This window comes from Crossiella cryophila, from assembly GCF_014204915.1.
GTDB classification, from domain to species: domain Bacteria; phylum Actinomycetota; class Actinomycetes; order Mycobacteriales; family Pseudonocardiaceae; genus Crossiella; species Crossiella cryophila.
The window spans coordinates 1,409,800-1,434,132 of the sequence record NZ_JACHMH010000001.1 but is presented as its reverse complement, the minus strand read 5'-3'; the positions used below and the strand labels follow the sequence as shown (position 1 = coordinate 1,434,132).

The window sequence follows — 24,333 nt, the reverse complement described above, 5'->3', positions numbered from 1 at the left end:
CCTGGGGATCACCGCCGGGTCTCCGCCAGTGCCAGCAGGTGCGGTGCCTCCGGCCCCTTGACCAGCTCGGCGGCCTTGACCGGGTCGAGTTCGCCCTCGCCGAAGGACGGGCATTCCCTGGCCAGGAAGCAGGCCCCGCAGGCGGGTTTGCGGGCGTGGCAGACGCGGCGGCCGTGGAAGATGATCCAGTGCGAGAGCATGGTCCACTCCTTGCGCGGGACCAGCTCGCCGATGATCTTCTCCACCTTCACCGGGTCGGTTTCGGCGGTCCAGCCCCAGCGGCGCACCAGGCGGCCGAAGTGGGTGTCCACGGTGATCCCCGGCACGCCGAAGGCATTGCCGAGGATGACGTTGGCCGTCTTGCGCCCGACCCCGGGCAGTTCGACGAGGTCGACCAGGCGTTTGGGCACCTGACCAGCGTGTTTCTCCACCAGCGCGGCGCCGAGGCCCATGATCGAGGTGGTCTTGTTGCGGAAGAAGCCGGTGGAGCGGATGTACTCCTCCAGCTCGGCGCGGTCCGCGCCCGCGTAGTCGGCCGCGGTCTTGTACCTGGCGAACAGCGCCGGGGTGACCTCGTTGACCCGCTTGTCGGTGCACTGGGCGGACAGGATGGTCGCCACGGCCAGCTCTAGGGGGTTGGTGAAGTCGAGTTCGCAGTGCGCGTCGGGGTAACCCTCGGCGAGCGCCCGCACCATGCGCCGCACCCGTCGCACCAACGCCAGCCGGGTTTGCTCTGCCACCCCTTCAGCCTACGGACTGGACACGATGGTGTTTACGTCTGTGGGGGACCCCGGTTGCGCTCACGGAGGGTGTATGGGCCACTATCGAATCATCATGGCTGCCTGGTTTGTACTCGTCGTACCGCTCATCGTGATGTTCTTCGCGCTGTTCATGGAGCGCGTGGAAGACCGGCTTCGGCACGTCGCCGTGCAGGAGGACGAGGTCGAGGAGTTCCTGGAGAAGGCCCGCCCCGACGAGGTGCGCGCGCTCTACGGACACGGCATCGGTCGCGCACTCGAACTTTTCCGGCTCAGAAGGCTCGGTGGACGGGCCCAGCGACGACCTCGTCGTGTCCGAAGCCGTCCTTAGCCGGGTGAAGTCCTAGACTGCTCGGAGTGATCGGCGGCACGTCGTCGTGGCCCGCTCCAGTGGCTTCGACGAGAACACGTGACTGCCGCGTCTCGACAGGAGGGACGAGGTGGACGAGACCCTGGCCCGCGCGGGCATCTTCCAGGGCGTGGATCCGGCTGCCGCTGAGGCGCTGGCCAGTTCTTTGGAGGCTGTGGACTTCCCGCGCAGCCATGTGATCTTCGCGGAAGGAGAGCCCGGCGACCGGCTGTACATCCTGCAGTCGGGAAAGGTGAAGCTCGGGCGCAAATCGCCGGACGGCAGGGAGAACCTGCTGGCCATCATGGGACCTTCCGACATGTTCGGCGAGATGTCCATCTTCGATCCGGGCCCGAGGACCTCCACGGCCACCACGGTGACCGAGGTGCGTGCGCTGACCATGGACCGGCCGGCGCTCCGCGAGTGGATCAACAAGCGACCAGAGATCGCGGAGCAACTGCTCCGGGTGCTGGCGAGAAGGCTGCGCCGGACGAACAACATGCTGGCGGACCTGATCTTCACCGATGTGCCCGGTCGGGTTGCCAAGGCGTTGTTGCAGTTCGCGCAGCGTTTCGGCAGCCAGGAGGGTGGCCTGTTGCGGGTCACCCACGACCTGACACAGGAGGAGATCGCGCAGTTCGTCGGCGCCTCACGGGAGACCGTGAACAAGGCGCTGGCCGACTTCGCCCACCGTGGCTGGCTGCGGTTGGAGGGCAAGAGCGTGCTGATCCTGGACCCGGAGCGGATGGCTCGCCGGGCGCGGTAGCGCACCAGAGAACTGGAAAACAAGAGGAGGCTGGACGCCGCCCCCGACGCGGCGCGCCAGCCTCCTTTTGGTGCGTGGCCAATCCCCCGACCAGCCACGCGTCCCCCGGCCCGGCCCCGACCCGGATCTCCGAGGGAAATTTTCAAGTTCGATTGTGAAGCATGTGTCTCTTAGACGCCTGACCAGCCCTGTCGTGACGGGCACAGCGCCAACACTGCGTCTTCCAGCACTTTTGTACAAGCGCTGTCACCCTCAAGGACGGCGTTCTTCGCGCCGAAGTTGCGTGGATTCACCCAGAAACCGCATTTTCGTTACAGCATCGTGACCCTGCGTGTGGTGACCAAGGGCACCGGGAAATAACTGGTACCCGCGTACCAGATCAGGCAGACTGGTACACATGTCCCAGTCTGTGTCTTTCGCGTCCTACCGCGCGGCCCTGAGCACCCCGGCAGCGCGCCTCCCGGTGCTGGCCGCGCTGCTCGGGCGCCTCCCGGTCGCGATGGTCGGGCTGGCGCTCATGCTCTACGTCCGGCACGCCACCGGCTCCTTCGCCTCGGCCGGCCTGGTCTCCGCCGGCGCCCTGACCGGCGCCGCGATCGGTTCGGTGCTGCAGGGCCGCCTGGTCGACCGGTTCGGCCCGACCCGCCCGCTGCTCACCGCCGCCGCGCTGCTCACCCTGTTCACCACGCTCGGGGTGACCGCGGTGGAGTCCGGCGCGCCGGTGTGGCTGCTGATGGTGATCGCGCTCGCGCTCGGCGTCAGCCAGCCCTCGGTCAGCTCCTCCTCCCGGAGCCTGTGGAGCAGGCTGCTGCCGCCGGGCCCGGCCCGGCAGGCCGCCTACTCCTACGAGGCGATCAGCATGGAGGTCTTCTTCATCCTGGGCCCGGCCATCGCCGGTCTGCTGATGGCGCTGCCCTGGCCGGGCACCGGCGTGGTGATCGGCGCGGGCTCGATGGTGATCGGCGCGGTCGGTTTCGCGCTGACCCCGGCCGTGCGGGCCTGGCGCGAGCGCACCGAGCCCAGGGCGGGGCAGGGCCTGCTGGCCGTGCTCACCCCGGCCATGCGCACGGTCGCGCTGGCCGCCTTCGGTTTCGGCGTGACCATCGGCTTCGTCGAGATCGCGGTCCCGGCGGCGGCCACCATGGCCGGTTACCCCAGCTCGGTCGGCGGTCTGCTGCTGAGCCTGTGGTCGGTCAGCTCGGTGGTCGCGGGCCTGCTCTACGGCCTGCGCCCGGTGCCGCGCCCGATGTACCTGCGGCTGCCGGTGCTGCTGGCCGCGTTCTCGCTGCTGCTCCTGCTGCTGGTCTGGCAGACCAGCCTGGCCGGCCTGGCCATCGCGCTGCTGGTGGTCGGCACCCTGATCACCCCGCAGGCCACCGCGCACTCCATCGCGGTGGACGAGGTCGCCCCGGCTGGCAGCTCCACCGAGGCCTTCGGCTGGGTGATCACCTCGGTGACCCTTGGCCTGGCCGCGGGCCAGTCGGTCAGCGGTCAGCTGATCGAGCTGTCCGGGCCGCCGCTGGCCTTCGCCGCCGCGACCGTGGCCGGTCTGCTGATCGCCGGTGGCGTGTGGCTGCGCAGGCGGACCGTGCGGGACGCGCTCCCGGCGGTCTCGCCCGCGGACTGCGCGGTCGCTGACCTCGCCCCCGCCCGCGGCTGACCAGGTCCGTGCTCTGCCGACCGGCGCAGGTTGCCGGCCGGCAGAGCACGTCTTGGCTACTTCACCAGCACGGGTTCGATCCACACCGCGGTGGGCTGGGCTGTCTGACTGCTGGCAATGAGCTTGAAGGTCTTCCCTGAGCCGACTTGCGCCTCTAGTAGTGCGGTCTTGCCCGCGAGCACGATCACGCTCCTGACAGTGCTGCCGTCGACCTCCACCTCAAACGTGCAGGTCGAGTCGACTGGAGCGCCGTCGGCGAGCCCGACTGTCGCCCGGAACGTGCCATAGCCGTCCGGCATCTGGTACTTGTCGGACACCGAGATCCCGAACTGCTCCACCTTCCCCGCCATCGCTGGTTCCTTCGCCTGCCCTGCGACGGAGTACCGACCGTATTTGAACACCCGGCTGCCCAGTGGTGGCACCTCGCGCAGGCTCAGCGTGTCTCCAGGTGCGGCCGCCTTCTGGCTGGTGGGCCCGCCATTGGCCGGCGGCGATGTGGACAGCGAGCTGGCGGTGACATAGACCGTCTGTGTGGAGGTCTCGACCTTCGTCACAGTCGTGGTCTTCGCCTGGATGATCCCGCTGAGCAGACCGCTGCCCGCGGTCATGATCCCCACGACGAACGCGCCGACCGCTGAGATGATCGCCGCGACAACCGCGGGTTCCCACTTCTTCTTGCCTGGCTCTGCGGTCGGTTCCGTGGGCTTTTCGGGGCCAGTCGGCACCGTCATCGAACGCCTCCCTCGTACTTCGATGCGGGCGCATCGTAGCCAGCGCGGAACTGTCGGTGGGCGGCGCTAGCGTGCGCGGCATGTCCCTGGACCTGACCGCGACCACCACCGCGCTGGCCACCGCCGCCGCCGACCTGTCCCGGCTGCTGCCCGGCCGCACCCTTGATCCGGTGCTGGCCGGGCTGCTGCTGTCCGCGGACGCGGGCGGGGTGACCCTGGCGGCCACCGACCGGGAACGCGGGGTGCGGTTGCACACCGCGGCCGTCACGCACACCGACGGCCAGGTCCTGGTCCCGGCCAGGCCGCTGGCCGAGACGCTGGCCGCACTGGACTCCCCCGATGTGCGGCTGGTGGTGGAGGGCTCGCGGCTGGCGGTCCGGACGCCCAGTGCGCGGTTCGCGTTGCCGCTGCTGGCCGCGGAGGACCACCCTGGGGTGCCCGCACCGCCCGCGGTGGCGGGCAGTGTCCGGGGCGCTGATCTGCACGCGGCGGTGCTGCCGGTGGCCTCGGCGGCCAGCCGGGACGACGCGCTGCCGGTGTTCACCGGGGTGCGGTTGCGGGCCAAGGGCGGGCGGCTGGTGGCGGTGGCCACCGACCGGTACCGGATGGCCGCGGCTGACCTGCCGTGGGTTTCCGCCGACGACGGGCTGGACGTGCTGATCCCGGCCACGCTGTTCACCGAGGTGGCCAAGCAGGCGCGGGGCGCGGACCGGGTGAGCATCCATGCCGACGAGGACCGGGCCGCGCTGGCTTGGGGTTCCTCGACAGTCACCACCTCGGTGCTGGTCAGCGGGCTGCCGGAGGAGGACAAGCTGTTCCCGAGCACCATCGACTGCTCGCTCACCCTGGACGGCGCCGCGCTGGCCGGGGCGGTGCGCCGGGTCGCGCCGTATGCCGGGCCGCGCGGCACGGTGACCCTGGAGACCGGGGACGGCGAGCTGCGGGTGCGCGGCAGCGATCCGCAGGCCGGGGAGGCCGAGGAGACGGTCAAGGCCGGCGTGCACGGGAACCGGGTGAGCCGCGGTTACCAGGCGAAATACCTGTTGGAGACGTTGCGCTGGTTTGGCGAGCACGAGGTCAGGGTGGACATCCAGCCGGGCATCCGGGGCACCATGTTCAGCCACGTCACCCCGCCCGGCGCGGTGCGGCTGCGCTACCTGGTGGTGCCGCTGCGCCAGCCCTAGCCGCGCAGGTAGGCGAGCTGGGCCTGCACCGACCACTCGGCGGCTGGCCACAGCGTCTGGTCCACATCGGCGTAGACCAGCTCGACCACGGCGCGCGCGGTGGCGTCCTGGCCCAGGGTTTCCAGGGCCTGGCGGACCTGGTCCAGCCGCTGCTCGCGGTGGGTCAGGTAGGCGGTGGCCACCGCGGCCACGTCGGGCAGCTCGGGGCCGTGGCCGGGCAGCACGGTGGTGCCCGGTGGCAGCTCCATCAGGCGGCGCAACGTGGTCAGGTACGGGCCGAGCCTGCCGTCGGGGTGCGCCACGATGGTGGTGCCCCGGCCCAGGATGGTGTCGCCGGTGAGCAGCGAGCCGTCACCCTCGATCTGCACGCAGAGCGAGTCGGCGGTGTGCCCCGGCGTGACCCAGATCCGCAGCCGCAGCCCCGCGGCCTCGATGACCTGGCCCTCGTGCAGGTCGCCGCCGCCGTTGTGCCGGTGCTCGGGCTCGATGGCGTGCGTTGGCGCGCCGGTCAGCTCGGCGAAGCGGGCCGCGCCGCCGGTGTGGTCGCCGTGGTGGTGGGTGATCAGCACCGCCGCGACCGGGCCGTGCGCGGCCACCCTGGCCAGGTGTTCCTCATCGTCCGGGCCCGGGTCGACCACCACGCACTCCGGGTGGCCGGGGGCGCGCAGCAGCCAGGTGTTGGTGCCGTCCAGGGTCATCATGTTCGGGTTGTCCGCCAGCAGCACCGCCGCGTTGGCGGTGACCTGGCGGAGCGTGCCGTAGGCCGGGTGGGTCACGATGCCTCCGGGTAGTCGGCGTCGCCGGGCAGGGCCACGTGCAGGTTGCCGTTGCGGCGCACCACCCTCGGCGTGATCTTGGTGATCGGGCGGTCCACGGCCAGCAGTTCGCGCACCGTGCGGTGCTGATCGAGCTGGGACAGGGTCACCCAGGTCGGCGGCATCAGGCCGCTGCGCCCGGCCGCCCAGTCCGCGAGGGCGTCCGCGGGACGCTGCCAGGCGGCGTGGTCGGCCTCGGTGGTGGTGCCGTCGGCGCGCTGACCGGCCGGCAGTGCGGCCAGGAAGAACCGGGTGTCGTAGCGGCGCGGCTCCTCCGGCGGGGTCACCCAGTTGGCCATCGGGCGCAGCAGGTCCGCGCGCAGCACCAGGCCGGTCTCGGTGAGGAACTCCGCCAGCGACAGCTTCCGGTCCACCAGGTCCTGCCGGGCGTCGGCGTACGGCGCGGTGTCCGCCACGATGCTGTCCGCGTCAGGCCCGGCCAGCAGCACCCCGGCCTCCTCGAAGGTCTCCCGGACCGCCGCGCACACCAGTGCCCTGGCCAGCTCCGGTTGGCAGCCGAACCGCTGGGCCCACCAGGCCGGGGTCGGTCCGGCCCAGGCGACCGAGGTGTCCGCGTCCCGCCGGTCCACCCCGCCGCCGGGGAAGACGGTCATGCCGCCGGCGAAGGCCATGCCGGTCACCCGGCGCAGCAGGAACACCTCGGGTCCGGTCGCGGTGTCCCTGACCAGGGCCACGGTGGCCGAATCCCGGGGCTCGGCAGGCGGCTGCGGGGCCTGCGCAGGCACGAATCCCTCGGGCAGGACCATCTCCTCGGGTAGCTGCGGCATGCGATCCAGACTAGGGCGGGAAGATGTGCGGCGTGAGTGTGCCGAACGTCCCATCCCAGCAGCCGGACGTCAGCCTGCCGCGGCCGCGGTTCGCGGGCTGTCTGCTGAAGCTGAGCCTGGTGCTGGCGGGTGCGGTGCTGGGCACCGTGCTGACCGTGGCGATCACCGTCGCGCTGCTGCTGCCGGTGCGCAGCACGGTGCAGGTGCAGTCCCCGCCGACCGCGGTGGCCACCGCAGGGGACTACCAGGGCTACGCGCTGGCGGTGAAACGCGTCGGCACCATGATGTCCAGCGGCAACTCCTTCGAGGTGTGGCTGGGCCGCCACGACGGCGGCGAGGTCTCGCGTGGGCACGTGCTCCAGGTGCCCACGGGCTGGCGTACCGACAACGGGCTGACCGTGCGCTGGAGCCCGGAGACCGTGCGGCTGGACTTCGCCGGTGGTGGCCGGATAGAAGTTCCGGTGCGGGTGTTCCGCGACGCACGTTGAAACCCGGCAGGATGTTCCCCGTGGACGAACAGCTCAAGATCGGCTTGGTCGGTGCGGGTCCATGGGCCAGGGCGGTGCACGCCCCCGGCATCGCGGATCACCCCGGCACCCGGCTGGCCGCGGTGTGGGCCCGGCGGCGGGACGCGGCCAAGGACCTCGCCGAGCCGCACGGCGCGCTGACCGCGGACTCCTTCGACGAACTCCTGTCCACTGTGGACGCGGTCGCGTTCGCGGTGCCACCGGCGATCCAGGGCGATCTCGCGCTCCAGGCGGCCAGGGCAGGCAAGCACCTGGTGCTGGAGAAGCCGTTGGCCGCCAATGTGGAACAGGCCCAGCGGCTGGTCGAGGAGGTGACCGAACGCGGACTGGCCTCGCTGCTGCTGCTCACCCGGCGCTACTCCCCCGAGGTCCGCGACTGGCTGGCCGGGCTGCACAAACTGGGCGGCTGGACCGGCGGTTCGGTGCGCTGGCTGACCGGCGCGGTGCTCGGCGGCCCGTACTCGGCCTCGCCGTGGCGGCAGACCGACGGCGCGGTGCTGGACATCGGTCCGCACGCCATCGACCTGCTCGACGCCGCACTCGGCCCGGTCGAACAGGTCATCGCCGCGCATCGCGGCCCGGACGACCTGTGCCACCTGGTGCTCGGCCACGAGGGCGGGGCCAGCAGCACGCTCACCCTGTCCCTGCGGTTGCCGATCCAGCCCAGCGTGGTGGACATCGCGGTGTACGGGCAGCACGGGCACCGGGCGCTGGGCAGCGGCGAGTTCAGCGCGCAGGACTGCTTCACCGCGTTGCTGGACGAGTTCCTGGCGCTGATCGACTGCGGCCGCACCGAGCATCCCTGCGATGTGCGCCGCGGACTGCACCTGCAACGGGTGCTCGACGAGATCACCCACCGCGCCGGGTGGGTCGCCTGAGACCGTGACCGCACAACCGACTGACCCGATGGCGAGTCCGCTGTTCGCCTACCACATCGACCCGGAAACCCTGTGGGAGTGCTCGGACGATCCGGCCACGCTGACCGCCTGGCTGGACCGGGCCGCCGCGCAGCCGGTGCCGGGCAACCCGGCGGTGGCCAGGCAGCACCACACCATGATCGGCGTGGCCGCTCGCATCCTGCGGCGGCTGGACCTGGCGCAGCGGCATCTGTGCACCGCGTTGCGGCTGGCCGAGGAGCACGGCCCGGCCGCCTCCGAGGTGCTGGCCCGCAGCAGGCTGGCGCACGTGCTGCAGTGGCAGGGCCGCTACGCCGAGGCGATGGCCGAGTTCGACCGCTGCCTGGTCGACGGCAGCCGCACGCCCGAGCTGGGCACGCACTTCCACTTCATCTTCCAGCACGCAGGCCAGTGCTACTACGACGCCGGCGAGTGGGCCGCGGCCCGGCACTGCTTCGCCACCGCGCTGCGGATGCGCGGCGGCGGGGCCGAGCCGGGTGATCCACAGCTGTGGGCCTGGGAGGCCACCGACGCGGTGCTCACCGCACGGGCGGTGCAGCAGCAGCTCAACCGGCTGCTGACCGCGATCTACCAGGCCGCGGCCGAACGCGGCGGGGCGGCGGTGACCGGCGAGCACGGCCTGCCAGAGGGCGGCGAGCTGTTGCTGGAACTGCGCACCCTGCTGCTGTCCGGGCCGGTGCTGCTGCCGGTGGTGCACGCGATCCACCCGCAGACGCCGGACCTGGACGCGGTGCTGGACGAGCTGGCCGCGGCGGGCTGGCTGAGCCGTCAGGGCCGGGCCGTGCTGGCCACGCCGCGGTGCGTGGCGATGCTGCGCGCGGTGGTGGCGGTGGTGGATGAGACCGCGGCCGAGCTGTGGCCGGCGCCGGAGATCGCGTTGTCCTTCGTGGACCTGGCGGTGGGTGGCGCGGTCGGCACTTCCGAGGGCGCGGCCTTCGACGCCTGGGTGGGCGCCCGGTCGGCCCGCACCGCGCCTGCCCGGCTGGTCGACGGCCTGTGCGCGCTGCGCTACCACCGGGTGGACACCCAGACCGCCGCGGCGGGCGCGGAAGGGCTCTCCCCGGCCGAGGCGACCGCGCTGAGCAGCGAGGATCCGCTGCGGCAGCGGATGGAGACGCAGACCGACCGGATGGCCGCCCGGCCGTACCGGCTGCTGGCAAGGGAACAGCGCTCGGCCCTGGTGGCCGCGCTCGCCGCCCTGCCCGTCTGACAAGAAAGAACCGCCGCCGCCCCAGGGTCACCCGGGGTGGCGGCGGTTCACTGGCTCAGGCGACCTCGACGATCAGTTCCACCTCGACCGGCGCCCCGAGCGGCAGCTCGGCCACCCCGACCGCGGCCCTGGCGTGCACCCCGGCCGCGCCGAAGACCTCGCCGAGCAGTTCGGAGGCCCCGTTGATCACCGCGGGCTGGCCGGTGAAGCCGTCCGCGGAGGCCACGTAGCCGACCACCTTGACCACCTGGGTGATCGAGTCCAGTCCGACCAGCGCGTCAATGGCGGCCAGTCCGTTCAGCACGCAGGTGCGCGCGTGCTGCTTGGCCTCCTCCGGGCTGATCGCCGCGCCGACCTTGCCGGTCGCGGCCAGCGCGCCTGCCACGATCGGCAGCTGGCCGGAGGTGTAGACGTGCGCGCCGCTGCGCACGGCAGGCACGTAGGCGGCCACCGGCGCGGCCACCGCAGGCAGTTCGATGCCCAGCTCGACCAGGCGCTGCTTCCACTCGCCCATGCTCAGTTGCCCTTCGGGCGCTTCAGGAAGGCGATCAGCTGCTCACCGGTGGGTCCCGGCTGCACCGACACCAGCTCCCAGCCATCCTCGCCCCACTGGTCGAGGATCTGCTTGGTCGCGTGGGTCAGCAGCGGAACCGTGGCGTACTCCCACTTCGTCATGCCCATGAGACTAGTGCGGCCGAAATGGTTGCCGGAGGGGATACCGTGATCACGTGGAGACTTGGCGCATCACCGCGACCGTCCTGTTCATCGTGGGCGGTCTGATCCTCACCCTGGTCGCCATGGCGCAGGTCAGGGACCGGAAGCGGACCACGCACGCGGCCGTGGTGCAGGCCGGGCTGATCTCGGTGGCCGTGGTGGCGGCACTCGCGCTGCTGGTGGCCTTCGTGCTGCCCTCCACCTGGGCCTGGGCGCTGGTGGCCGCCGAGGCCATCGCAGTGCTTTTCCTCATGCTGGCGGGCTAAGCGCCGCACGCTCGGGCGAGTCGACCTAGGCTGATCACTGTGATGGCCTGGACCGAGGAGCTGAGCCGCGCCCGGTTGCACATAGTCACCGGCAAGGGCGGCACCGGCAAGACCACGATCGCCGCCGCGCTGGCGCTCGCGCTGGCCACCGGCGGGCGGCGGGTGCTGCTGGTGGAGGTCGAGGGCAGGCAGGGCATCGCCCAGGTCTTCGACCACGCGCCGCTGCCCTACTCCGAGGAGCGGATCGCGGCCGCGCCCGGCGGCGGCGAGGTGCGCGCGCTGGCGGTGGACGCCGAGGCGGCGCTGCTGGAGTACCTGTCGATGTTCTACAACCTGGGCTTCGCCGGGCGCACGCTGCGCCGGATGGGCGCGGTGGAGTTCGCCACCACGCTCGCGCCCGGCCTGCGGGACGTGCTGCTCACCGGCAAGATCAAGGAGTGCGTCGGCCGCACCGGCGAGGGCGGTCGGCACGAATATGACGCGGTGGTGGTGGACGCGCCGCCGACCGGCCGGGTGGTCAAGTTCCTCGACGTGACCAGGGCGATGGCCGATCTGGCCAAGGTCGGGCCGATCCGCAACCAGAGCGATGGCGTGATCCGGCTGCTGCACTCCGGGGACACCGCGGTGCACCTGGTGACCCTGCTGGAGGAGATGCCGGTGCGGGAGACCATGGACGCCGTGGGCGAGCTGGACGCCGCCGACCTGCGGCCCGGCGCGGTGATCATGAACCGGGTGCGGCCGCCCCGGCTGCCGGCGCGCTCGGTGGGCGCGGCGGCCGGTGGCCGGGTGGACGCGGCCCGGATCAAGGCCGGGCTGCTGGCCGCCGGGCTGAACCTGGACGAGGCCATTGTGGACGGACTGGTGGACGAGACGGTGGAGCACGCGATCCGGGTGCAGGCCGAGCTGACCGCGCGCGATCAGCTGGCCGAGGTGGACCTGCCCGTGGTGGAGCTGCCCGATCTCACCGACGGGGTGGACACCGCCGGGCTGTACGAGCTGAGCGAGCTGCTGATCGAGCAGGGGGTCCGGTGAACGCCCGCCCGCCGCTGCTGGACATCGACGACCTGCTGGATGACGCGCAGACCAAGGTGGTGGTGTGCTGCGGCTCCGGCGGGGTCGGCAAGACCACCACCGCGGCGGCGCTGGCGTTGCGCGCGGCCGAACGCGGCAGGCGCACCGTGGTGCTCACCATCGACCCGGCGCGCAGGCTGGCCCAGTCCCTCGGCCTGACCGAGCTGGGCAACCACCCGCGCGAGGTGACCGTGGTGGACGCGCCGGAAGGCACGGACGGCGCGCTGCACGCGATGATGCTGGACATGCGGCGCACCTTCGATGAGATGGTGCTCGCCCACGCCGGACCGGACCGGGCCGAGCAGATCCTGCGGAATCCCTTCTACCAGACCATTTCCTCGTCCTTCTCCGGCACCCAGGAGTACATGGCGATGGAGAAGCTGGGGCAGCTGGTGCACTCCGGCGAGTGGGACCTGGTGGTGGTGGACACCCCGCCGAGCCGGTCCGCGCTGGACTTCCTGGACGCGCCGCAGCGGCTGTCCACGGTGCTCGACGGCAAGATCATCCGCATGCTGTCCGCGCCGGCACGGGCAGGCGGGCGGGGCATCCGGCGACTGGTCGGCGCGGGTTTCGGCCTGTTCACCAAGGTGATCTCGACGATCGTCGGCGGCCAGCTGCTCAACGACGCCTCGGCCTTCGTGCAGGCATTCGACAGCATGTTCGGCGGGTTCCGGCAGCGCGCGCAGGCCACCTACGAGCTGTTGCGCTCACCTGGCACCGCGTTCCTGGTGGTGGCCGCGGCCGAACCGGACGCGCTGCGCGAGGCCTCCTACTTCGTGGACCGGCTGGCCGGTGAGGGCATGCCGCTGGCCGGGCTGGTCGCCAATCGGACCCACCCGGTGTTCGCGGACCTGCCAAGCGCACGCGCGCTCGCCGCGGCCGAGGACCTCGAACGCGGTGGATCGGCGCCACTGGCCGCGGCCGTGCTGCGACTGCACGCGGACCGGGTGGCCGTGGCGGAGCGTGAGCGACGATTGCTCGCGCGGTTCACCAAGGCGCACCCGGGCGTGGCGATGATCGGCGTGCCCGCGCTGCCCGCTGATGTGCACGACATCGACGGGCTGCGCGAGATCGGCGCCAGGCTGGCCGGTCAGTGACCGGTCAGCTCAGCAGGCCCACGCGGTAGTCGGCTTCCTCGACCTCATCGAAGTCCAGGTGTTTGCGGCGGGCGGACTCGAGCAGTTCCGCCCAGGACACGACGTCCGGACGGCGGCGGAGCAGAGCGCGACGCTCCCGCTCGGTCATGCCACCCCAGACACCGAACTCGATTCGACTGTCCAGCGCCTCAGCCAGGCATTCCGTCCGCACGGGGCACCCCATGCAGACGAGCTTGGCCTTGCGCTGCTCTGCACCTCGGACGAATAGCTGGTCCGGGTCCTCATCCCTGCACGAGGCCCTTACCCGCCAGTCCCCCTGGTTGAACTCCATGTTCCCCCAGCTCCTACGCGTCGTCGCGACTACGCTCGGTGCTCCCCAGCTCCGAGGTCCGCATGAGGTGCGCCACGGGGAGTGGCACACCCGCCGGTGTGCTGTCGTTCGACGTTGACGGACTGTAGAGGGTTCTGGTTCCAGGTCCAAGACGGGTTTGCCTACCCGTTACATCCCCGCACCCGAAAGTGTGTGAATCCCGTCACCAAAATGGGTGAAGCGTACGCTGTCCCGCGTGGGCGTGCGGGCGGCTTTGATCAAGTTGTTGGGGCTATGTGTGCTGGCTGGAGTGCTACTCGCCGGCATGTTGTTTCCTGCGGTTGGCGCGCTGGGGGTGGTCTCCAACCGCGCTAGTGACACAGTCGACAGCATCTCCTCGGATCTGGTCCAGAAGGACCCGCCGTTGCTGACCACGGTGCTGGACGCGCAGGGCAGCCAGATCGCCTACCTCTTCGACCAGTACCGGGTGCTGGCCGGTCCGGAGAAGATCGCGGACACCATGAAGGCCGCCATCGTGTCCATTGAGGACCAGCGCTTCTACGACCACCAGGGCGTGGACTGGCGCGGCGCGATGCGCGCGCTGGTGACCAACACGGTGGAGGGCAAGGTCGCCCAGGGCGGATCCACCCTGACCCAGCAGTACGTGAAGAACTACCTGATGCACGTGGTGGCCACGAACAAGGTCGAGCAGGCCAAGGCGCAGGAGCAGACCCCGGCCCGCAAGCTGCGCGAGATGCGGATCGCGCTGCAGCTGGAGCGCAAGCTCACCAAGGACGAGATCCTCACCCGCTACCTCAACATCGTGCCCTTCGGCGCGAGCACCTACGGGGTGGCCGCGGCGGCCAAGACCTACTTCGACACCAGCCCGGACAAGCTCACCATCGCCCAGGCCGCACTGCTGGCCGGCATGGTCAACGAGCCCAGCGGGCTCAACCCCAAGCGCAACCCGGAAGCCGCGCTCACCCGGCGCAACCTGGTGATCAGCGAGATGGGCAGGCAGGGCCGGATCCCGGTGGAGGTGGCCGAGGCGGCCAAGAAGGAGGCGCTGGGCACCGCGCCGGACTTCCGCAACCCGCCCTACGGCTGCATCGGCGCCGGGCCGGACAACGGGTTCTTCTGCAAGTACGTCATCGACTACCTGAGCAAGATCGGGTACTCCGAGGACACGTTGAAGCGCGGTGGTTTCACCATCAAGACCACCCTGGACCCTCGGATCACCCAGGCGGCCAAGAAGGCGGCGCAGGGCCGGGTGCCCAAGGACGCCAACGGGGTGGCCAACACCATGGCCGTGGTGCAGCCGGGCAAGGAGCGGCACAAGGTGCTCGCGCTGGTGGCCAACCGGGACTACGGCCTGGACTCGGACAAGGGCCAGACCACCTACGCGCTGCCCAGCGCGGCGGCGAACAAGTTCGGCGCGGGCTCGATCTTCAAGATCTTCACCGCGGCCGCGGCGCTGGAACGCGGCATGGGCATCAACAACGTGATCGACACCCCGACCTCCTACACCTCCAAGGTCTTCAAGGGCGGCGCCACCCGCTGCCCGCCGGCCGGTGGCGGGGAACGCTGGTACTGCCTGAGCAACGCGGGCGACAACTACCCGCAGCAGATGACCCTGCAGAGCGCGCTGGCCACCTCGCCGAACACCGGGTTCGTCATCCTGGAGGAGCGGGTCGGCATGGGCCCGGTGGTCGACATGGCCAGCAGGCTGGGGCTGCGGGAGACCATGCAGCTCAACGTGGCCGGGGTGAAGCCGGATCCGAAGTCCAAAAGGGACGATCTGAACCGGTCGCAGTCGGACTACTGGCGCAACAACAAGGGCGCGTTCACCCTCGGCCCGGCCGCGGTGAGCACGCTGGAACTGGCCAACGTGTCCGCGACGATCATGAGTGGCGGCACCTGGTGCCCGCCCAGCCCGATCGAGCAGATCCTGGACCGCAACGGCAAGCCGATCCAGCTCAACGAGGCCCCGTGCGAGCAGGCGGTGCCCGAGGGCCTGGCCAACGGGCTGGCGCAGGGGCTGAGCAAGGACGACCTGCCCGGCGGCACCGCGGCGGGTGCGCGGCCGAAGGACTGGAGCCGGCCGATGCTGGGCAAGACCGGCACCACCCAGGACCACAAGTCGGCCGGGTTCGTCGGCGCGACCCCGCAGTACGCGGGCGCGGTGCTGACCTTCAACGACGGCAACCGGCCGCAGGTGATCTGCAAGGGCAACCCGCCCCGGCTGTGCGGCGGCAACACCGGCGGCGGCATCTACGGCTCCTCGGTGTCCGCGCCGACCTGGTTCGACGCGATGAGCGCGATCCACGGCAACCAGCCCGCGCAGGGGCTGCCGGGTGCGGACGGGCGCTACCTCAACGGCGGCGATGAGGCCAAGGTGCCCAACGTGGTCGGCATGATGGTCAACGAGGCCACCTCGAAGTTGCAGGCCGCCGGGTACAAGGTCAGCACGCAGAACCGGAACGCGGCCCAGCCCAAGGGCACCGTGGTCGGGCAGAACCCGCGCGGCGCGGCACTGCCCGGCGAGACGATCACGTTGTGGGTCAGCACCGGTTACGTGCCGCCGCCCACCGGCACCACCGAACCGCCGCCCGGCGAGGTGAACCCGCCGACCGGTGGCGTCACCATCGACCCGATCGAACCGACCAGCGGACCGGGTTAACCAAGGCGCACAAGCGAAACGGGGTCTGTCCACAGTGGACAGACCCCGTTCTCGTAGATGGGACTCAGCCGAGCAGGGTGGCCTTCACCAGCGCGGCGACCCGGCCACCGTCGGCGCGTCCGGCCACCTTCGCGTTGGCCGCCTTCATGACCTGGCCCAGCTGCTTCGGGCCGGGCTTCTCGCCGAGCTGCGTGGTCAGTTCGGCCACCGCCTGGCCGACCAGATCGGCCAGCTCCGCATCGGCGAGCTGCGCGGGCAGGTAGGCGGAGAGCACCTCGCCCTCGGCCAGCTCCGCGGCGGCCTGCTCGGCCCGGCCGGCGCCGGCGAATGCCTCGGCGGCCTCCTTGCGCTTCTTCAGCTCGCGGGCGAGCACCCGTCGCACCTCGTCGTCGGTCAGCTCCTTGGCGGTCTTGCCCGCCACCTCCTCGGTGCTGATCGCCGCGAGCGCCATCCGCAACGAGGCCACCGTCACGGTCTCCTTCTGCTTCATCGCCGCGGCCAGATCGGCCTGCAGTTTCGCCTTCAACTCCGCCATGACCAGGCAGGTTACTCCTGCGAAAAAGGCACCACGGCGCATTACGTACCCTGGTAAGGGTGAACAACCTGGGTCGGATCCTGCTCGGCACGGCGGCACTCGGCGGCGCGGCGCTCGGCTACGCCACCGCGATCGAACGACGGATGTGGACGCTACGGCACGCGACACTGCCGGTGCTCTCCGACAACGCCCGCCCGCTGCGCCTGCTGCACGTCTCCGACCTGCACATGCTGCCCGGCCAGCAGTCCAAGCAGCGCTGGGTGGCCGCGCTGGCGGAGCTGGAGCCGGACCTGGTGATCAACACCGGGGACAACCTGGCGCATCCCAAGGCGGTGCCCGCGGTGCTGCGCGCGCTGGGCCCGCTGCTGGACCTGCCCGGCCTGTTCGTCTGGGGCAGCAACGACTACTACGGGCCGAAGCCGAAGAACCCGGCCCGCTACCTGCTGCCCTCCAGCAAGACCAAGCGCGTGCACGGCGCCCCGCTGCCCTGGCGCGACCTGCGTGCCGCGCTGACCGAGCGCGGCTGGCAGGACCTCACCCACGTGCGCCGCAACCTGACCATCGCCGGCCTGACCATCCAGGCCGCAGGCGTGGACGACCCGCACCTGCACCGCGACCAGTACAGCGACATCGCCGGCAGGCCGGACCACCACACCGACCTGCGCCTGGGCCTGACCCACTCGCCCGAACCACACGTGCTGGACGCCTTCGCCGAGGACGGCTACGACCTGGTCCTGGCCGGTCACACGCACGGCGGGCAGCTGTGCGTGCCCGGCTACGGCGCCCTGGTCACCAACTGCGGCCTGGACCGTTCCAGGGTCAAGGGCGCCTCCCGCTGGGGCAGGCACACCTGGCTGCACGTCTCGGCAGGCCTTGGCACCTCGCCGTACGCGCCGGTGCGCTTCGCCTGCCCGCCGGAGGCGAGCCTGTTGACCCTGGTCCCACGCTCGGCCGAACTCGACCCGAGCCTGCTCAGGGCTGGTGGCAACCCCCGATTCGGTGTCCAGGCGAACGTCCGCTAGTATTTGTCTCGTTCCGCTTAACCGGGGTGTGGCGCAGCTTGGTAGCGCGCTTCGTTCGGGACGAAGAGGTCGCAGGTTCAAATCCTGTCACCCCGACAAACTCAGGGCCTGTCCGCTTGTGCGGGCAGGCCCTGAGTCATTCCCGGGGTACCCGTGGGCCCACTTAGGTGGTTGTCGGTGCCCAAAGGGCACATCTTGTCCGGGTTTCTCCGGAGGTGTCGCAGGATCGGGTCGGTTTGACTACTCGATGTTCCGACTCTTCTAGGCGTGGGGGAATTCACCAGATGGTGCGAAGTCTTGTGGTGGGCGCGGTGGTGACCGCGTTGGCCGGGAGTGTGCTGGCGGCGCCCGCGTCGGCGGCGCCGGGGGTGGCGCTGGCGGACGGGAAGACCTATTCGGCGGTGATCCAGCGGACCGAGTACGGGGTGCCGCACATCACCGGGGCGACCATGGGCTCGGCCGGGTATGGGTTCGGGTACGCCTACGCGCAGGACAACCTGTGCCAGATGGCCGAGCACGTGACCACGCTGGCCGGGCAGCGATCCGCGCATTTCGGGCCGGAGGGGCGGTTCAACAACGGGCCGGGCACCTTCACCAACCTGGAGAGCGACCTGTACTTCCGGGCGTTCAACGACTCCGGGCGGCTGGAGAACCTGCTGGCGGACAAGTCGGGGCCCTCGCTGGAGGTCAGGGAGACCATGCGCGGGTACGTGGCCGGGTTCAACCGGTACCTGCGGACCACCGGGGTGGACCGGCTGCCGGATCCGACCTGCCGGGGCAGGGCGTGGGTGCGGCCGCTGACCGAGCTGGACCTGTGGCGCAACCTGCACGACTCCAGCCAGCTCACCGGGCTGTCCTCGTTCACCTCGCTGATCGCCAACGCGAAACCGCCGGCAGGCAAGGGCACGCCGGCGATCCCGGCGGCGGCGGAGATGATGTCGGTGGGCAGCAACGCCTGGGGGCTGGGCAAGGAGGCGACCAGGGACGGCAGCGGCATGGTGCTGGGCAACCCGCACTTCCCGTGGGCTGGGCCGAATCGGCTCTACCAGGCGCAGCTGACCGTGCCGGGCAAGCTCAACGTGCTGGGCGCCGCGCTGGCCGGGCTGCCGACGATCGCGATCGGGCACAACGAGTCGATGGCCTGGACGCACACCGTCTCCAGCGCGAGCCGGTTCACCATGTTCGAGCTGAAGCTGGCCCCCGGTGACCCGACCTCCTATGTGGTGGACGGGAAAACCGAGCCGATGAGCAAGCAGACCGTGCGGGTCCAGGTGCGCGGCGCGGACGGCGCACTGTCCACTATGGAGCGTGTGCTGTACCGGTCCCGCTACGGGCCGGTGCTGGCCGATGGCTGGACCAGCACGATGGCCTTCGCCGTCCGTGGGTCCAATGAGGACAGCCTGCGGGCGATCGACCAGGAACTGGCGCTGGCCAAGGCCAAGGACGTCACCGAGGTCAAGGAGGCGCTCAACCGGGTGCAGGGCTCGGCCTTCACCAACACCGTGGCCGCCGACGCCAAGGGGCAGAGCTTCTACGCCGACGCCTCGGTGGTGCCGCACGTGACCGACGCGCACGCGCAGCGCTGCGTGGACACCCCGGCCGGCCGGGCCTCCTACCCGGCCAGGGTGATCCTCAACGGCTCGCGGCAGGAATGCGGCTGGGGCAGCGATCCGGACGCGGTGGTGGCCGGGATCTTCGGGCCGAAGAGCCAGCCGGCCCAGCAGCGCGCGGACTACGTGCAGAACGCCAACGAGTCGGCCTGGCTGACCAACGCCTTCGCCCCGCTGACCGGCTACCCGCGGATGTACGGCCCGCAGGCCGACACCCGCTCGCCGCGGGACCGGCTGTCCCACCTGATGGTGGACCAGCGCCGCGCGGGCAGCGACGGGCTGGGCGCGCCCGGCTTCGACCTGCCGAACCTGCAGCAGGCCATGCTGGGCAACCGCACGCTGACCGGTGAGCTGTTCCGGGACGCGGTGACCGGCCTGATCGAGGCCAACCCGACGATGACCGCCACCGACGGCGCCAAGATCGATGTGCGTGCCGCGGGCGCGGTGCTGACCAAGTGGGACGGTCGGATGGACACCGACAGCCCCGGCGCGGTGCTGTGGCGTGAGGTCTACGGCGGGATCCGGCCGCTGCCGAACAAGTTCGTGGTGCCCTTCGACCCGAAGGACCCGGTGCGCACCCCGCACACGCTCAACACCGCCGAGCCCAAGGTCAAGACGGCCATCGCGGACGGGGTGCAGCGGCTGCTGCGCAACAACCTGCCGCTGGAGCTGGAACTCGGCAAGGCCCAGCGGGACGTCCCCTCCCGCAAGCTGCTGCCGATCCAGGGCTGCACCGGCGGTGAGGGCTGTTTCAACGTGACCGAGCCGAGCACGACCAAGATCCAGGCGGACGGCAGCTACGGCAAGGTCGAGATGGGCTCCAGCTTCATCATGGCCGCCCAGCTCACCGGCAACGGGCCGCGCTCGCAGTCCGTGCTGACCTACTCGCAGTCGGCCAACCCGGCCTCCCCGCACCACTACGACCAGACCGAGCTGTACGTGCGCAAGGGCTGGGTGCCGGGCCGGTACACGCAGATGGAGATCCTCAAGGCCCCCGGGCTGACGACGGAGGTCGTCTCCGAGTAGCGGACTCTAGGATCGGGGTGTGAGCCAGCATCCGACCGCACAGGTTCCCGACCAGCTCTTCGCCGATCCGGCCGCCGAGGCGAGGTGGCGGGCCCGGTTCGCGGCACCCAGGGTGTCGCGACCGGGCTGGGCCGAGGACGCGCCGCAGCGCAGCCTCTACATCTCCAACCTCGGCGGGGTCTGGGAGGTCTACACCTGGGACCGGGAGACCGACGCGCACCGGCAGGTGACCGATCGCAAGAACGGCACCACGCACGCCACGCTCACCCCCGACGGCGAGCACATCTGGTGGTTCGCCGACACCGACGGCGACGAGTTCGGGCACTGGGTCAGCGAGCCCTACGCGGGCGGCGCCGACCCGGTGCCCGCACTGCCGGGCACGCCGGACGCCTACCCGGCCGGGCTGGCCCTTGGCAGCAAGGTGGTCGTGCTGGGCACCGCCACCGACGACGGCACCACGATCTGGATCGCCAGGGACGGCGCGCCCTCGGAGATCGTCTACCAGAGCGAGCACGACGGCGGGGTGGGCTCGCTGGCCAAGGACGAGACGTTCCTGGTCATCTCGCACTCCGAGCACGGCGACTCCCGGCACCCGGCACTGCGGGTGCTGCGTGCCGACGACGGCAGCGCGGTGGCGGAGAAGTGGGACGGCAAGGGCAAGGGCCTGGACGCGCTGGCCTTCAGCCCGGTGCCCGGCGATCAGCGGGTGCTGATCCTGCACGAGCGCCGTGGCAAGGAGGAGCTGCTGCTCTGGGACGTGGCGGCCGACACCGAGGTCGAGCTGACCGTTGACCTGCCGGGTGAGATCGTCGGCGACTGGTACCCCGACGGCAGCGCGCTGCTGATCTCGCACACCCACCAGGCCCGCAACACCCTGCACCGCTACGACCTCGCCACCGGCGAACTGTCCACTGTGGACACCGCGCGGGGCGTGGTCAGCTCGGCCGAGGTCCGCCCGGACGGCACCGTGGAGTACTCCTGGTCCTACTCCGGCCAGCCGCCCGCGGTGCGCGCGATCGGCCCGGACGGGGTGGACCGGGTGCTGCTGGAGCCGCAGGGCGAGCGGGCCCCGGAGAGCGTGCCACTGGAGGACGCGTTCGTGACCGGCCCCGGCGGCCCGGTGCACGCGCTGGTCACCCGGCCCGCCGGCGAGGGCCCGTTCCCGACCGTGTTCGAGCTGCACGGCGGACCGCACTCGGCCGATGAGGACCGCTTCTCCGCCTACCGCGCGGCCTGGGTGGACGCCGGGTTCGCGGTGGTGCACGTCAACTACCGCGGTTCCACCGGCTACGGCTCGGTGTGGCGGGATGCCATCGAGGGCCGTCCCGGCCTGATCGAGCTGGAGGACGTGGCCGCGGTGCACGCCTGGGCGGTCGGCTCGGGCCTGGCCGACCCGGCCAAGTGCGTGGTCGCGGGCGGTTCCTGGGGTGGGTTCCTGACCCTGCTGGCCGTGGGCACCCAGCCCGAGCTGTGGGCGGCCGGGGTGGCCAGCGTGCCGGTGGCCGACTACGTGGCGGCCTACGAGGACGAGATGGAGCCGCTGCGGGCCTACGACCGGGCGCTGTTCGGCGGGTCGCCGGAGGAGCTGCCGGAGCGCTACGAGGCGTCCTCGCCGATCACCTACGTGGACAAGGTGACCACGCCGGTGCTGGTGCTGGCAGGCGAGAACGACCCGCGCTGCCCGATCCGGCAGATCGAGAACTACCTGGACCGGCTGGCCGAGCGCGGCGCCGCGTACGAGGTCTACCGGTACAACGCGGGCCACGGCTCGCTGGTGGTGGCCGAGACGATGCGCCAGACCGCGGCCGAGATCGATTTCGCCCGGCGGATCCTCGCCACCGGGTGAAGCTGATCTGAGTCATCAGCAGGCCTGCTCGGGTCACCGGTCCCACGAGACCCGGGCAGGCCTGCCCCGATCAGGCCGCGGACACCACTCGGACGTCGCCGAAGGTGGTCCAGGCCTTGATCCGGATCTTGGGTGCGCCGGGCACCGGTGGCACGTCGGCCAGTTCGACCACCTCGTCGCCGAAGACCAGGCCGCTCTTCACCTCGACCTCGACCCCTTCCGGCACGGTGACCTCGATGTCGCCGAACCAGGTCCAGGTGTGCACCTCGACCAGTGGGTCGGTGATCACGGCCTGGCGCAGGTCGAGTTCGACGTCGCCGAAGAAGGAGGACACGGTGGCGCCGGTGGGCAGCGCGAAGCGGCCGCTCCTGGCCACGTCATCGAAGATCGACTGTCGGCTGACCACGGTGCTGACCGGGGTGAGCGGGGCGGGCAGGGTGTCCACCACCGCGCGCACCCCGGCCTCGTCGGGCGCCTGGAAGACCAGGTCGACCTTTGCGGTGAACTCGTCCAGGGTGAGCCTGCCCTCGCCGACCGCGCGTTCCAGCGTGGTCTGCGCCCGGGTCTTGACCAGGTCGAGGGCCGACTCCAAGGGTGGCTGCGTCACCAGGCCACGGTAGCCACCGGTTTCGTCAGCGTTCGTCGTCGCGAAGTAGCACCCCTGGTCGGCCTTCAGGCTGATGCCGCCCGCGCAGCGCGAACTCGGCCACCTGCTGGCCGATGGTCCGCAGGGTCGCGCTGACCTGGGTGTCCGTGCAGCCGCCGCCGAGGTCGAAGCTGACCTCGCGGGAGTTGAGCGCCGCGCCCAGCGGGGTCGGCCAGCCGCGCAGGGCGTGCACGATGGAGCGCAGCGCGGTGAGCGTGGTGACCGCGGCCTGCCAGCCCATCGCGGTGGCCACGCAGCCGACCGCGCGGCCGTCCAGGTACGGGCGCTCGTCGGTGCGCAGGTCCTCGATGTAGTCCAGGGTGTTCTTGACCAGGCCGGAGACCGTGCCGTGGTAGCCGGGCGAGACCAGCACCACGCCGTCGGCGGTGCGCAGCGCCTCGACCATCCGGATCGCGTTCTCCGGACGGTCCGGCACGGCCGGGTCGTAGAAGGGCAGCACCAGGTCGGGCCCGGTGAAGGCGACCGTCTTGGCGCCCGCCTCGCGGGCCCCGGCCAGCACCAGGTCGAGCGCGCGCTGGGACTGGGAGTCCGCGCGCAGCGATCCGCCGATGCCCACCACGGTGACCGTCATTCGAGTAGTTCCTTCCTTCGGCCGACCCGTCCAGCACGGTACGACCTCCAGCCAGCTGGAGGTCAACTGGCCTTTAGGACAGCCGGTCCAGCCAGTTCCTGACCCGCTCGCTCAGACTCCGGTCGCGCACCTTGACGTCGCCGAAGATCGAGCGCGCGTTGATCCGGAGCAGCGGACTGCCCGGCAGCGCCGGGTCCCCGGACAGCTCCACCCGCTCCGAGCCGAACACCACCGACCCGTTGACCTCGGCGTTGACCCCCTTGGGCAGGGTGATCACCACATCGCCGAAGCAGCTGAACACGGTCAGCTCCACCACCGGCTCGCTGATCACCGCCTGCCGCAGGTCCACCTTGGCATCGCCGAAGATCGCGCTGATGGTGGTGCCCGAACGCAGGGTGAACCGACCACTGCGGCGGACGTCGTCGAAGATCGATTTGGTGCTGACCCTGGCCACGGCTGCCGCGGGCGCGGGTGGCACCACCGGTGCAGGCAGGTCCTGCACCGCGCGGGCGATCTCGGCCGGGTCCTGGGCCCGCCACACCGTGTCGGCGCGGGCGGTGAACTCCTCCAGGGTGAGCCTGCCCTCGCCGACCGCGCGTTCCAGCGCGGTCTGGGTCGCGCGTTTGGTGTCCTCCAACGGGTCCTGCCCTGGCAGTGTCACCGGACCGAGGGTAGTAGAACCCCCGATCCGGTGAGGCCGGATTGCTCAGCCGGTGAACTGTCCGGCGCTCGCGGCCAGGCAGTCCGGGCACCGGCCCCAGAACACGACCTCGGCCTCGTCCACCGCGAAGCCCGCGGTGTCGGCGGGGTCCAGACAGGGCCGCTGGCCGCGGACGCAGTCGACGTCCTGGGTGTGCCCGCAGATCCGGCACACCAGGTGGTGGTGGTTGTCCCCGGTCCGGGTCTCGAACCGGGCCGGGTGGCCTGCCGGTTCGATCCGGCGCAGCAACCCGGCCGAGGTGCAGGCGGCCAGCACGTCGTAGACGGCCTGGGTGGACACCGTGCCCAGCCGGGCGCGGGTGGCCGTGGCGACCTGGTCGGCGGTCGAATGCGGGTGGCCGGAGAGCCACTCGAGCACCGCGATCCTCGGCTGGGTGACCCGCAGTCCCGCCGACCTGAGCTGGTCACGGGCATCGGGTGCGCGCGGGGTGGTCTCGGTGTTCATGACGGCATCACTCCACCACTTGTTCTGGAATGAGTCGAGAAAAGGCCC

At 71.1% G+C, this 24,333-nt stretch carries 26 protein-coding genes and 1 tRNA gene; 15 read left to right on the top strand and 12 right to left on the bottom strand.

Going from position 1 to position 24,333, the window contains the following annotated elements; translation table 11 throughout:
* Window positions 1-8: 8 nt before the first annotated feature.
* A complete protein-coding gene (gene nth / locus HNR67_RS06820) occupies window positions 9-695 on the bottom strand; it encodes an endonuclease III (RefSeq protein WP_185010259.1) in 687 nt (228 codons plus the stop codon).
* Between the two features lie 139 nt (window positions 696-834).
* Between nth and HNR67_RS06815 the strand changes: the two genes are divergently transcribed.
* The 3 genes from HNR67_RS06815 to HNR67_RS06805 all read left to right on the top strand — a co-directional run bounded on the left by HNR67_RS06815 (window position 835) and on the right by HNR67_RS06805 (window position 3,533).
* Window positions 835-1,089, top strand: a complete 255-nt coding sequence (locus HNR67_RS06815; protein ID WP_185010257.1) for a hypothetical protein — start codon at window positions 835-837, stop codon at window positions 1,087-1,089.
* A 109-nt stretch (window positions 1,090-1,198) separates the two neighbouring features.
* Entirely contained in the window at window positions 1,199-1,873 is a 675-nt protein-coding gene (locus HNR67_RS06810) for a Crp/Fnr family transcriptional regulator (protein ID WP_185001239.1), read from the top strand.
* A gap of 397 nt (window positions 1,874-2,270) precedes the next feature.
* The gene (locus HNR67_RS06805) at window positions 2,271-3,533 is read left to right on the top strand and encodes an MFS transporter (RefSeq protein WP_185001238.1); all 1,263 of its coding nucleotides are present in this window, start codon (window positions 2,271-2,273) and stop codon (window positions 3,531-3,533) included.
* Between the two features lie 56 nt (window positions 3,534-3,589).
* On the opposite strand, the gene HNR67_RS06800 is transcribed toward HNR67_RS06805, so the two are convergent.
* Window positions 3,590-4,264 (bottom strand): NPCBM/NEW2 domain-containing protein, encoded by a 675-nt coding sequence (locus HNR67_RS06800; protein ID WP_185001237.1) that lies wholly within the window; start codon window positions 4,262-4,264, stop codon window positions 3,590-3,592.
* Between the two features lie 80 nt (window positions 4,265-4,344).
* Here HNR67_RS06800 and dnaN point away from each other — a divergent pair, with 80 nt between their 5' ends.
* Window positions 4,345-5,448 carry a DNA polymerase III subunit beta gene (dnaN, locus tag HNR67_RS06795; protein ID WP_185001236.1) on the top strand — a complete coding sequence of 368 codons (1,104 nt, stop codon included), beginning with the start codon at window positions 4,345-4,347 and terminating at the stop codon, window positions 5,446-5,448.
* Here dnaN and HNR67_RS06790 read toward each other — a convergent pair.
* Both HNR67_RS06790 and HNR67_RS06785 read right to left on the bottom strand, forming a co-directional pair.
* Window positions 5,445-6,224 (bottom strand): MBL fold metallo-hydrolase, encoded by a 780-nt coding sequence (locus tag HNR67_RS06790; protein ID WP_312986627.1) that lies wholly within the window; start codon window positions 6,222-6,224, stop codon window positions 5,445-5,447. The genes dnaN and HNR67_RS06790 overlap by 4 nt on opposite strands.
* Window positions 6,221-7,051, bottom strand: coding sequence for an NUDIX hydrolase (locus HNR67_RS06785; RefSeq protein ID WP_185001235.1), 831 nt, complete (start codon window positions 7,049-7,051; stop codon window positions 6,221-6,223). Before HNR67_RS06785 ends, HNR67_RS06790 begins: the two co-directional genes overlap by 4 nt.
* Window positions 7,052-7,083: 32 nt before the next feature.
* Here HNR67_RS06785 and HNR67_RS06780 point away from each other — a divergent pair, with 32 nt between their 5' ends.
* The 3 genes from HNR67_RS06780 to HNR67_RS06770 are packed head-to-tail and all read left to right on the top strand — an operon-like array spanning window position 7,084 to window position 9,705.
* Window positions 7,084-7,539, top strand: a complete 456-nt coding sequence (locus tag HNR67_RS06780; RefSeq protein WP_185001234.1) for a hypothetical protein — start codon at window positions 7,084-7,086, stop codon at window positions 7,537-7,539.
* A gap of 20 nt (window positions 7,540-7,559) precedes the next feature.
* The gene (locus HNR67_RS06775) at window positions 7,560-8,456 is read left to right on the top strand and encodes a Gfo/Idh/MocA family protein (protein WP_407645114.1); all 897 of its coding nucleotides are present in this window, start codon (window positions 7,560-7,562) and stop codon (window positions 8,454-8,456) included.
* A gap of 28 nt (window positions 8,457-8,484) precedes the next feature.
* Window positions 8,485-9,705, top strand: coding sequence for a tetratricopeptide repeat protein (locus HNR67_RS06770; protein ID WP_185001232.1), 1,221 nt, complete (start codon window positions 8,485-8,487; stop codon window positions 9,703-9,705).
* Between the two features lie 55 nt (window positions 9,706-9,760).
* Here HNR67_RS06770 and HNR67_RS06765 read toward each other — a convergent pair whose 3' ends face one another.
* Both HNR67_RS06765 and HNR67_RS06760 read right to left on the bottom strand, forming a co-directional pair.
* A complete protein-coding gene (locus HNR67_RS06765) occupies window positions 9,761-10,219 on the bottom strand; it encodes a RidA family protein (RefSeq protein WP_185001231.1) in 459 nt (152 codons plus the stop codon).
* A gap of 2 nt (window positions 10,220-10,221) precedes the next feature.
* Window positions 10,222-10,386, bottom strand: coding sequence for a DUF4177 domain-containing protein (locus HNR67_RS06760; protein WP_221489793.1), 165 nt, complete (start codon window positions 10,384-10,386; stop codon window positions 10,222-10,224).
* A 47-nt stretch (window positions 10,387-10,433) separates the two neighbouring features.
* Between HNR67_RS06760 and HNR67_RS06755 the strand changes: the two genes are divergently transcribed.
* From HNR67_RS06755 to HNR67_RS06745, 3 genes are read left to right on the top strand one after another with little or no spacing between them, the layout of a single operon-like run.
* Window positions 10,434-10,685 (top strand): hypothetical protein, encoded by a 252-nt coding sequence (locus HNR67_RS06755; protein WP_185001229.1) that lies wholly within the window; start codon window positions 10,434-10,436, stop codon window positions 10,683-10,685.
* Between the two features lie 42 nt (window positions 10,686-10,727).
* Complete coding sequence (locus tag HNR67_RS06750; RefSeq protein WP_185010253.1) at window positions 10,728-11,717, top strand: ArsA-related P-loop ATPase; 990 nt, start codon at window positions 10,728-10,730, stop codon at window positions 11,715-11,717.
* A complete protein-coding gene (locus HNR67_RS06745; protein ID WP_312986624.1) occupies window positions 11,714-12,853 on the top strand; it encodes an ArsA family ATPase in 1,140 nt (379 codons plus the stop codon). Before HNR67_RS06750 ends, HNR67_RS06745 begins: the two co-directional genes overlap by 4 nt.
* Window positions 12,854-12,857: 4 nt before the next feature.
* Here the strand turns inward: HNR67_RS06745 and HNR67_RS06740 are convergent, their stop codons facing one another.
* Window positions 12,858-13,184, bottom strand: a complete 327-nt coding sequence (locus HNR67_RS06740) for a WhiB family transcriptional regulator (RefSeq protein WP_185001228.1) — start codon at window positions 13,182-13,184, stop codon at window positions 12,858-12,860.
* Between the two features lie 304 nt (window positions 13,185-13,488).
* Between HNR67_RS06740 and HNR67_RS06735 the strand changes: the two genes are divergently transcribed.
* Window positions 13,489-15,843, top strand: a complete 2,355-nt coding sequence (locus HNR67_RS06735; RefSeq protein WP_185001227.1) for a penicillin-binding protein — start codon at window positions 13,489-13,491, stop codon at window positions 15,841-15,843.
* Window positions 15,844-15,907: 64 nt separating this feature from the next.
* On the opposite strand, the gene HNR67_RS06730 is transcribed toward HNR67_RS06735, so the two are convergent.
* Window positions 15,908-16,378, bottom strand: a complete 471-nt coding sequence (locus HNR67_RS06730) for a GatB/YqeY domain-containing protein (RefSeq protein WP_185001226.1) — start codon at window positions 16,376-16,378, stop codon at window positions 15,908-15,910.
* Window positions 16,379-16,446: 68 nt separating this feature from the next.
* Between HNR67_RS06730 and HNR67_RS06725 the strand changes: the two genes are divergently transcribed.
* From HNR67_RS06725 to HNR67_RS06710, 4 genes are all read left to right on the top strand, one after another.
* Window positions 16,447-17,400, top strand: coding sequence for a metallophosphoesterase (locus HNR67_RS06725; RefSeq protein ID WP_185010249.1), 954 nt, complete (start codon window positions 16,447-16,449; stop codon window positions 17,398-17,400).
* A 22-nt stretch (window positions 17,401-17,422) separates the two neighbouring features.
* Window positions 17,423-17,496 (top strand) — tRNA-Pro (locus HNR67_RS06720).
* Between the two features lie 188 nt (window positions 17,497-17,684).
* Window positions 17,685-20,036: a penicillin acylase family protein gene (locus tag HNR67_RS06715; RefSeq protein WP_185001225.1), complete on the top strand. Its 2,352-nt coding sequence runs from the start codon at window positions 17,685-17,687 to the stop codon at window positions 20,034-20,036.
* Window positions 20,037-20,055: 19 nt separating this feature from the next.
* Complete coding sequence (locus tag HNR67_RS06710) at window positions 20,056-21,882, top strand: S9 family peptidase (RefSeq protein WP_185001224.1); 1,827 nt, start codon at window positions 20,056-20,058, stop codon at window positions 21,880-21,882.
* Between the two features lie 70 nt (window positions 21,883-21,952).
* Here HNR67_RS06710 and HNR67_RS06705 read toward each other — a convergent pair whose 3' ends face one another.
* The 4 genes from HNR67_RS06705 to HNR67_RS06690 form a co-directional block, all read right to left on the bottom strand.
* A complete protein-coding gene (locus HNR67_RS06705; RefSeq protein WP_185001223.1) occupies window positions 21,953-22,489 on the bottom strand; it encodes a LiaF domain-containing protein in 537 nt (178 codons plus the stop codon).
* A 25-nt stretch (window positions 22,490-22,514) separates the two neighbouring features.
* A complete protein-coding gene (locus HNR67_RS06700; RefSeq protein ID WP_185001222.1) occupies window positions 22,515-23,120 on the bottom strand; it encodes an NADPH-dependent FMN reductase in 606 nt (201 codons plus the stop codon).
* Between the two features lie 73 nt (window positions 23,121-23,193).
* Window positions 23,194-23,781: a DUF1707 SHOCT-like domain-containing protein gene (locus HNR67_RS06695; RefSeq protein WP_185001221.1), complete on the bottom strand. Its 588-nt coding sequence runs from the start codon at window positions 23,779-23,781 to the stop codon at window positions 23,194-23,196.
* A gap of 45 nt (window positions 23,782-23,826) precedes the next feature.
* Window positions 23,827-24,285: a Fur family transcriptional regulator gene (locus HNR67_RS06690; RefSeq protein ID WP_185001220.1), complete on the bottom strand. Its 459-nt coding sequence runs from the start codon at window positions 24,283-24,285 to the stop codon at window positions 23,827-23,829.
* Window positions 24,286-24,333: the final 48 nt, after the last annotated feature.